The organism is Pontibacterium sp., from assembly GCF_041587635.1.
In the GTDB taxonomy this organism is placed as follows: Bacteria; Pseudomonadota; Gammaproteobacteria; order Pseudomonadales; family Balneatricaceae; genus Pontibacterium.
The window spans coordinates 1-2,231 of record NZ_JBFGYC010000622.1 but is presented as its reverse complement, the minus strand read 5'-3'; the positions used below and the strand labels follow the sequence as shown (position 1 = coordinate 2,231).

Here is a 2,231-nt window from a genome sequence, read left to right as displayed (position 1 = left end):
TTATCTGCCTTGCCTTCTTCCGGGCGACCACGGTGAGACATCACCATAACAGAAGCACCTGCTTTCATGCAGTGCTCAACGGTAGGCATAGATGCGGCAATACGTGCATCAGAGGTCAGCGGCGCACCCACATTCACACCGCTGCCCGGCAGAAGCTGCAAGGCATCCGCAGGAATACCCGCTTCGCGCATTAACTCAACCGCACGCGCGGCGATTAATGCCGTCTGATCCGCCGGTTTAGCCAATACCGCGTTACCCGCTGCCAATGCAGCCAGCACCTGACCGGAGAAGATTGCCAGAGGGAAGTTCCACGGAGAGATACAAGTAATCACACCACGGGCTTCACCGTTGTGTTCGTTGCGCAGGGCTTCAGTTGCGTAGTAACGGGCAAAATCCACCGCTTCACGCAATTCGCCGACCGCATCCAGCATATTCTTACCCGCTTCACGGGTGGTCAGGCTGAACAGTTCTGCCGCGTGTTCTTCGAACAGGTCAGCGACTTTACGCAGACATTCTGCACGCTGTGCCGCAGGCGTTGCAGACCATGCCGTGAAACCATTCTGCGCCGCAATGATGGCATCTTCGATATCGTCCGCAGACGCTTCAATCACACAACCCACCAGATCATCGGGTGCAGCCGGATTGGTGACGTTGATCTGATTGCGATCACCCACTTCACTGATGACATTACCCGCGACCATCGGCTGTGCCTGCCACTGATGCTCAAGGAAGCCAAAACGTTCAGCTTCCAGCAGTTCCATAGCAACCGGATCGGTAATATCCCAGCCACGTGCATTCACACGGCCTTCACCGTACAGGTCAGCAGGACGTGCAATCATGGTGCTGGAGACCTGATCACCTTGTGCTCTCACCGCATCAAACGGGTCGCGTGCAATCTCTTCCGGCAGGATGCTGGTGTCCACAATCTGGTTTACAAAGGAGCTGTTGGCCCCGTTTTCCAACAAACGGCGCACCAGGTACGCCAGCAGATCCTGATGCGCACCGACCGGTGCATAAATACGGCAACGGGTGTTGCTGTTTTTCAATACGGTATCGTGCAGGGATTCGCCCATGCCGTGCAGACGCTGAAATTCGTACTGCTCAGCGCCCATATCACGGGCCATATGCAAAATGGAGGCAACGGAGTGTGCGTTGTGCGTCGCAAACTGAGGATAGATACGATCGGTCATACCCAGCAGTTTTTCAGCACAGCACATGTAAGACACATCGCTGTTCACTTTACGGGTATAGACTGGGAAACCATTCAGACCCAGTACCTGAGCGCGTTTGATCTCGGCATCCCAGTATGCGCCTTTAACCAGACGTACCATGATCTTGCGATCCAGATTGGTCGCCAATACATACAGCCAGTTCAGCACATGGGACGCACGCGGGCCAAATGCCTGCACAACGATGCCAAACCCTTCCCAGCCTTCGAGTGCCGGATCAGACAAAACGGCTTCGATCACATCCAGAGACAGATCCAGACGATCGGCTTCTTCCGCGTCGATGTTGAAGCCCATGTTGGCTTGTTTTGCCTGCAATGCCAGTGAACGCGTGCGTTCCACCAGCTCTTTCATCACACGGTCACGCTGACCAAATTCATAGCGCGCATGCAGTGCAGACAATTTAACGGAGATGCCCGGATTCATCCGGATATCAGCGTGCGTGCACGCCGCAGACAGTTCGTTGATCGCTTTGGCGTACGCCGCGTGATAACGCAATGCATCCGCATCGGTACGCGCCGCTTCACCCAGCATATCGTAGGAGTAGGAATAACCCTGAGCTTCGTATTTACTCGCGCGTTTAGTCGCTTCTTCGATCGTACGACCCAGTACAAACTGACGGCCCAGCTCTTTCATCGCCTGACCCACTGCGGTACGGACCACAGGCTCGCCCAATCGCTTCACCATTGAGCGCAGCGTTTTCGTAACACCTTTTTTCTGGTCTTCTTCCGGCGCGATCATTTTGCCGGTCAACATCAACGCCCAGGTTGATGAGTTCACCAGAGAGGAGTTCGCCTTACCCAGATGGCTGCGCCAGTTACCGTGCGCCACTTTATCTTCAATCAGTGCGTCAACCGTGATGGAATCCGGTACACGCAACAGCGCTTCAGCCAGACACATCAAGGCCACGCCCTCTTTCGTCGTCAGACCATATTCAGCGAGAAACTTTTCCATCATAGACGGTGAGCTTTCGTTACGAACCTTGCGTACCAAATCCGCCGCACG

The 2,231-nt window shown here is 54.8% G+C and carries 1 protein-coding gene; it reads right to left on the bottom strand.

Annotation, left to right across the window (positions count from 1 at the left end):
- Positions 1–2,231, bottom strand: a 2,231-nt coding sequence (gene putA, locus ABYW01_RS19910; RefSeq protein ID WP_372836157.1) for a bifunctional proline dehydrogenase/L-glutamate gamma-semialdehyde dehydrogenase PutA, incomplete at both ends; no start/stop codon positions are given.